At 43.4% G+C, this 6,114-nt stretch carries 11 protein-coding genes; 1 reads left to right on the top strand and 10 read right to left on the bottom strand.

Annotation, left to right across the window (positions count from 1 at the left end; all coding sequences use genetic code 11):
• Position 1: 1 nt before the first annotated feature.
• From G632_RS0116760 to thpR, 4 genes are read right to left on the bottom strand one after another with little or no spacing between them, the layout of a single operon-like run.
• Positions 2-472, bottom strand: a complete 471-nt coding sequence (locus G632_RS0116760; protein WP_022770687.1) for a MazG nucleotide pyrophosphohydrolase domain-containing protein — start codon at positions 470-472, stop codon at positions 2-4.
• A gap of 2 nt (positions 473-474) precedes the next feature.
• Positions 475-816, bottom strand: coding sequence for an arsenate reductase family protein (locus G632_RS0116765; RefSeq protein ID WP_022770688.1), 342 nt, complete (start codon positions 814-816; stop codon positions 475-477).
• Positions 817-830: 14 nt separating this feature from the next.
• Positions 831-1,394 carry a rhomboid family intramembrane serine protease gene (locus G632_RS0116770; RefSeq protein ID WP_022770689.1) on the bottom strand — a complete coding sequence of 188 codons (564 nt, stop codon included), beginning with the start codon at positions 1,392-1,394 and terminating at the stop codon, positions 831-833.
• Between the two features lie 8 nt (positions 1,395-1,402).
• Entirely contained in the window at positions 1,403-1,915 is a 513-nt protein-coding gene (thpR, locus tag G632_RS0116775; RefSeq protein WP_022770690.1) for an RNA 2',3'-cyclic phosphodiesterase, read from the bottom strand.
• Positions 1,916-2,432: 517 nt separating this feature from the next.
• Between thpR and G632_RS21515 the strand changes: the two genes are divergently transcribed.
• Positions 2,433-2,870 (top strand): cysteine hydrolase family protein, encoded by a 438-nt coding sequence (locus G632_RS21515; RefSeq protein WP_022770691.1) that lies wholly within the window; start codon positions 2,433-2,435, stop codon positions 2,868-2,870.
• An 11-nt stretch (positions 2,871-2,881) separates the two neighbouring features.
• Here the strand turns inward: G632_RS21515 and G632_RS0116785 are convergent, their stop codons facing one another.
• From G632_RS0116785 to G632_RS0116810, 6 genes are all read right to left on the bottom strand, one after another.
• Positions 2,882-3,292 (bottom strand): peptide deformylase, encoded by a 411-nt coding sequence (locus G632_RS0116785; protein WP_022770692.1) that lies wholly within the window; start codon positions 3,290-3,292, stop codon positions 2,882-2,884.
• Positions 3,292-3,522 (bottom strand): hypothetical protein, encoded by a 231-nt coding sequence (locus G632_RS0116790; protein WP_022770693.1) that lies wholly within the window; start codon positions 3,520-3,522, stop codon positions 3,292-3,294. Before G632_RS0116790 ends, G632_RS0116785 begins: the two co-directional genes overlap by 1 nt.
• Positions 3,523-3,559: 37 nt before the next feature.
• Positions 3,560-3,787 (bottom strand): DUF6485 family protein, encoded by a 228-nt coding sequence (locus G632_RS0116795; RefSeq protein ID WP_022770694.1) that lies wholly within the window; start codon positions 3,785-3,787, stop codon positions 3,560-3,562.
• 59 nt (positions 3,788-3,846) lie between these two features.
• Positions 3,847-4,299, bottom strand: coding sequence for a hypothetical protein (locus tag G632_RS20570; protein ID WP_022770695.1), 453 nt, complete (start codon positions 4,297-4,299; stop codon positions 3,847-3,849).
• Positions 4,300-4,379: 80 nt separating this feature from the next.
• On the bottom strand, positions 4,380-4,832 hold the full coding sequence (locus G632_RS0116805) for a rhodanese-like domain-containing protein (protein ID WP_022770696.1): 453 nt from the start codon (positions 4,830-4,832) through the stop codon (positions 4,380-4,382).
• A 35-nt stretch (positions 4,833-4,867) separates the two neighbouring features.
• A complete protein-coding gene (locus tag G632_RS0116810) occupies positions 4,868-5,545 on the bottom strand; it encodes a DUF3800 domain-containing protein (protein ID WP_022770697.1) in 678 nt (225 codons plus the stop codon).
• Positions 5,546-6,114 lie beyond the last annotated feature (569 nt).

The following is a 6,114-nucleotide window of genomic DNA, read 5'->3' on the forward strand; positions in this document are numbered from 1 at the left end:
GCTAAAATCCTTTTCTTTCCTTGGCTTTCTCTATCAGCTCTTTTGCCTCATTAAACGCTTCCGGGAGGTAGTCAGCCTGCCACTCTTTGCCTTCTTTCTCCTTGCGTTTGATCTCCGCCCAGGCGTCATGAAGCTCTTTTTCCGAAGCAAACTTCATGTCCCCGAACACATGTGGGTGCCTGCGGACCATCTTGTCAGAAATGGCCTTCGCAACGTCATCAAATGTGAAAAGACCTTCTTCCTCCGCCATCACAGCATGAAACATGATCTGCAGTAAAAGATCTCCCAGCTCCTCTTTCAGATTGTCCGGATCGCCGGTCTTCTCCAGTATGTTAATGCCGCCGATGACCTCCGCTGCCTCCTCGATGCATCCGGGCTTTAGGGAAACGTGCGTCTGGGCCTTGTCCCAGGGACAGCCGTCCTCGCTGCGGAGCTTCTCCACTATTGTTTTAAGTCTTTCAATCTCGCTCATACTCACTCCCACTTCTTCCATACTTCCGGCTGATAGCCAAGTGTTGACTGCCTGCCGTTTCTCACCACCGGGGTTTTTATCACCTGCTGATTCTCAAGGAGCTTCTCGAGCTTGTCCTCGTCAGCGATATACTGGATGAGGGCCAAAGTGTCTTTATCCTTGGCATTTGGATCTATCATGTTCATGATCCCGCCGTTTGCACTTGCGACAGAGGTCAGCTCGCCCTTGCTCATGCCCTTTTCTTTCATATCGATGAACTGAAATTTAATGCCGCGCTCCTTAAAGAACCGCTCAGCTTTCTTGGTGTCATTGCACTTTTTTGTTCCGAAAATCTGTATGTTCATATGTTAACTCCCAATCATTTCTTGTTAAGTCTGTAGCCCACAACTGCGCCAACAACGCCGCCCAGAATATGCGACAGATTTGAGATGTCATCCTGCAGGAAAACGCCTTCATAAACCTGCTGCCCGATGAAGACTATCGCTACCAGAATGAAGGTCAGCGGAATCTCGCCGTTCTTGAAGCTTGTAAAAGAAGTCAGCAGGATGAATGCAAATACCACGCCACTTGCTCCGCACAGCGCCACGTTCCAGAACAGAACATAGTTCACAACTCCCGTAACCACCGCAGTTATGAGGATGACCCACAGAATCCTCTTGGATCCGTACTTCTCTTCGAGCATCGGGCCCAGCAGCAGAATATACGAAGCATTCCCGATGTAATGCCCCCATCCGCCGTGTCCCAGCACATGAGTAAAGAACCTCACGTAAGTCAAGGGATTAGTCAGCGATGAATGGTAAGTCATGAACAACAGCTCGTTGCTCTTGCCCATGGTCAGGATGCCCAGAATCAGCACCGCCAGACTTATGAATATGAACCCCAGCACAACCGGGGAATTGAATGTGATCTTTAGCTTTTTCATCTATCCTCCTAAAACGCGCCAACGTATCCTACTTCCGTGTATACCATGCCATGCCTTCCGCGCTCGGACTTCATCACGGAAATCCCATTTACCCGCATGGATTCACTGTCTCCGAACTCAGGCAAAAGAGCTTTTCCTTTCACGCACTCAGCTCTTCTTATCAGAGTCACATGAGGCAGGAACTTCTTTCGGTCAAAAGGAATCTCCTCATCCAAAAGAGCCTTTCTAAGGCGCTTCACGTAATCTCTTAAATTCTCATTCTCCTCAAAATTTGCAAAAATCATATCCTTAAAGGGCTGATATCCGCTCAGCTTGATGGAGAATGACCTCAGCGGAACCTTTCGCATCACTTCCACAATCTGCTCCGGATCGTCATACTCTCCTATGAAAGCAAGGGTCATATGCAGGTTCTCACGGGGAGTGTAGCTGCCTCTAACATCACTCCGGCGCAGGTCATCCTGGATCTCGCTAAGAGCATCAAGCATGTCTTCGGTGAAGGTGATTGCTATGAAAAGTCTCATTTCGGGCCTCCTTTTCGGGGATGGTGTGTGCAGGAGTCGGGGTTCTACTATTTTGATGGCTATTTGGGCCTTTGGTCCCGGGTTTCTGCTATTTCGGTGGCCGGTTCGGCCTCCGGTGTCGGGGTTCTGCATCACACGAACCCTCTATATGTCTCCTTGGTTGGAAACGTAATATCGACCACCCCACAATTCTCCTCTATAGAAAAAATAGTTGGAAATTGCAAAAAGCGATTTTTGGAATTGATCTTCAATTGCATCACATGACATCCGTAGGCCGGTAGTTGTGATGTAGGGAAAGCGCTAGGCATGAAGTTTTTTAAACCATGGCCCTTGAAGAGCCTTTGTAATTTCCAACTATTTTTTCATATGGAAATTTTTGTGATGCATTTTAAAAACACGTTCCAACCAACGGGGTTGTATATCTTTCCATGTGATGTATTTATAGACTCTATTTTACTATTAATCACATACAAATTCATCGCCCGCGAACTATAATGATAATATGAAAGCCTTGTTAGTGATTGATATCCAAGAAAAATACCTGCCCTATTACGACGCTGATTTCCTCACAAGAATCAACGCCAGAATTTCTGCGGCTCAAAAAGATAACGAGCCCATATTCTACTTCCGTAACATTGGAATTCAGGGTGATAATGACAGCTATGCCCTGGCCAGCGACCTTCTTATAGTTTCAGAACACATCTATGAAAAGAGATTTCCCAGCGCCTTCACGAATGACTCTTTTGTAAAAGAGCTGACGAACCTTAATGTAACTGAACTTGAAATAATAGGTGTTGATGGCAACAGCTGCGTAAAAAAGACATGCCTGGACGCTGCCAATGCAGGTTACAAAGTAACTCTTAACCCGAATTACACAGCTGCCAGGAATGAAAAGATATTTGAAAAGACACTTACAGAACTGTCTGATGCCAATGTAACACTGATAAGTCACTGATTAAAAAATGATCAGATCAGTATCCCATCAAAGTGGTCGATCTCATGCTGAATTATCCGAGCAGTAAAATCCTTGTACTTCCCATGCTGAGGCTTAAAGTCCTGATCAAGGTAATCCACCTCAATCTCTTTATACCTGGTGCAAGGCCTTACGCCCTCAAGAGACAGACAGCTCTCTTCGGTTTTGTACTCACCGCTCCTCTTGGTAATCACAGGATTTACCATAGCGAAATTAAACGGTCCCATGGCGACAACGATGATTCTTTTCTTAACGCCAATCATGTTCGCCGCCATGCCAACACAGTGCTCCTGGTTAGCTCTCAGCGTATCAAGAAGATCCTGAATGACCTGCTTATCCGCCTCTGTCGCAGGTTCCGACTTTTGCTGCAGGAACATCGGATCTCTAATAATCTTTTTAACCATCAGACTTCATTCTCCCCGTTTTGATATATTTTAAAAAACTTGGTCATCAGTGGAATATATGTCAGAAGAAATGTTGCTCCTGCGATTCCATAGACTTTCTTTTTATCATTAGGTTTTACAAGCATTCCAAGCATAACGCCGAGAGAAATCAGGCAAAACTTAAGAACCGAGATAGTCTTCCAATCACTGTTTTTAATGTAACGATTCGCAACTTCAAAAAGCTTATCCATAGAGACCTCCTATCGTTATATGCTTGTTTCAAATTCCTTACAGCTTCCCATCCTTCTTCGCCGCCTCAACCAGCGCAGCAAAGTCCTCGTAGTACCAGTCCTTGGTCGGTTTCTCATGATCTATAGTATTAAAGAAACACCCGGGAATCTCTTTCCGAGTAAGGTTCTTCAATATGCACAAACTGCACCCCTGGTCATGATTCACCGGATGGTTCGGGCAATCAGTAGCTGTGCATGTACAAAATTCTTTTGGATCTTTAGTCATATTCTTCTCCCTTTATTTTTCTATCGCACCCTTGTATGACGCGATTCTGCCTCCTCATCTCACGCCATCCAATACGTTCCATCCGCTGCCTGATGGATAGAGCCAACCTCTTCGGATATGGTATTCCCGTCAAAATCCTTAACAATCACTTTGTCATAAAACTTGTACTCATCAGTCGCGCAATCATTCTCATCATCCCAGCCCTCTTCGATCCAGGCTTCCAGGATAACCCGGTCATCTGTGATCAGCTCCACTGTCTCATTTGCATTTAGGGCAAAAGACATTTTCTCAGGATAATAGCACTTGAAGACCTCCGAGTTTTGGCTAATTACATGTACTTTCTGCCCGACAATCTGAAGATTGTACAGATCCACTTCATCCAAAGAAAACTTGGCAACTTCCTCAAGCTCTTTTTCCGGAAAATATTTATAAAGAGTCACGCCCTTCAAACCATAATCAGCCTGGAGGAAATAGTAAAATCTGTCATCATATGCCGGTTTGGAGTAGATCACATCCCTCTTTTTCTCAAACGGTGTGTAGACGTTTCCGGTTTTAAAATCGTAAAAAACCTCTTAATTGCTTCCACTTTCATCTACTCCGTTACAACTTCTCCGGTCCAATCCACGATTCCGCCAAACTCAAAAACATTTTTGTAACCCATATCAAACAGTTTCTGAGAAGCTTCCTTGCTTCGCCTTCCGGTTCTGCAATACACCAGAATTATCTGGTTCAGATCAGGGAGCTCCGCCGGCTGCGTATCTGTTATGCTCTCATTTGGAATGCAGATTGCTCCGGGGATATGACCTGCGTCAAACTCATCCTGCCTGCGAACATCCACAACCACATGGCCGTCCTCAAGTTCCATCATGGCCTTCGCCATTTCCTGATCAATCTGAGTGTAGCTGTCAGCACTACTATCACTTGCCAAAAAGATGGATGTCGGTCCATCTGCTCCACCGATAATATGAACTTCTTTCTGACCACAGCTGGCAGCTGCCACCGACATGAGCAGCACCACCAGAATAACAATACTCTTCATTTTCATCAGACTAATACTCCGTTAATTGATCAATCTCATCTTCATGGAAATTCCTTCTGGTGAATTGGTTTAAGATAGTTCTTTTTTAATGTACGCTCATCTCCAAAATAGTATTTCTCTGATTTCGAAAGAGCATGTCTCTCCATCTTTAACTCTACCAATTTCAATGTGCAGACAAGATCCGCCACCTGAAACAGACGATAATCCGAAGGAATCACTTTCCTAAATTCAACATTATCCAGCAAAGCATTAAACACAGCAGCTAGTATTCTGTTTACTTCCACCTGACCATTATCATAGTATATTTTTATACTATCAAATTTCAGAAAGAACTGAAGGTTACTTCTTATAAAAGCCGCCAACTGCTTACTAAGGCTTCCAGTCGCCTCGACAAAATCTTCTACACCTCGTTTTTCGATATATACTGATTTTATATGTATATCTATTCTTCTCATAAATGCCATCAGATTCTTGAGTATCTTTTGCTTCTCACCCAAAGAATAATCTTTGTACTCATGCTCTGACCTAATAATAGGGCCGGCATGAATACAGTGATTAGGCAATCCTAAATAACGCATTTCCTGTTCAAGCTTATCCAAATCTGAAGATATATCCACGGACTGCGCATGTAAAACCAAAGATATTATGTAAAATGGTGTGTGTTTCTCAAACTCACCAAAATCTCCTGATTCATCAACAAATATACTCAATTCATTCATAAAGCACCTTTTTATTGCAAAAAAATAGCGGGTGTCTTACCCGCTAATTGGTGGACCCGGGTCTTTCGACCAGCCCCAAAAGCATCACTGCTTTCTTCTTGACTAAATGTTACCATTCTGCACACCAAAAAACAAGCATTCGTTATTAAATGTTTCTTAACAGCTCCTTAACAATCACATTTTGCCATATAAGAAGTCCTATAATCCTCCCTCTTACAAAACCTATCTGCCTAAACGTTACTATTCACAGCCTATCTGCATTCCGGACTCATTTTTTCACCACAAGGAAAATACATAACCATTAATTCACCACAGCATCAAATGCCAAAAACCTAGATTTTTCCTATGCTTTTTGGCATTTTTCTATTGTGTTAAATATCGTCATGTGTTATACTATATACATGACGATATAGGAGGTGAAATCATGTCTATAATTCATCAAAAAGATAAAAGATCCGGAATCACGTATGTCTATGAATGCAAATCTTTTTGGGACAAAGAAAAGAAACAATCCCGGTCAAAGAGAACTCTTATAGGCAGGCTAAACGAAGAAACAGGGGAAATTATTC

The sequence above is a fragment of the Butyrivibrio sp. NC2007 genome, from assembly GCF_000421405.1.
In the GTDB taxonomy this organism is placed as follows: Bacteria; Bacillota; Clostridia; order Lachnospirales; family Lachnospiraceae; genus Butyrivibrio.